1 rRNA gene is annotated in these 289 nt (G+C 36.3%); it reads left to right on the forward strand.

The annotated features are described in order from the left end of the window. Positions 1–88 (forward strand): 5S ribosomal RNA (rrf, locus tag LQ668_RS12320); the annotation flags it as partial. Positions 89–289 lie beyond the last annotated feature (201 nt).

Here is a 289-nt window from a genome sequence, read left to right on the forward strand (position 1 = left end):
CCTGTTCCCATGCCGAACACAGAAGTTAAGCTCTTTAGCGCCGATGGTAGTTGGGCTTACGTTCCGCGAGAGTAGGACGTTGCCGGGCAAAATTCAATTTTGACCCTTGGGTCTTTTTTTCTTGAAAAAGTTGAAAATAAATTGAATTAAGTATTGACACAAGATAATAAAGAGAGTATAATTGTTTCTTGTGAGACAAAATGAACATTGAAAACTGAATGACAATATGTCAACGTTAATTCCAATAATTGAGTACTTATAGTACTTCAAAGAGTGATTGGCTTAACCA

It is taken from the genome of Mammaliicoccus sp. K-M42, from assembly GCF_022386375.1.
GTDB lineage: Bacteria > Bacillota > Bacilli > Staphylococcales > Staphylococcaceae > Mammaliicoccus > Mammaliicoccus fleurettii.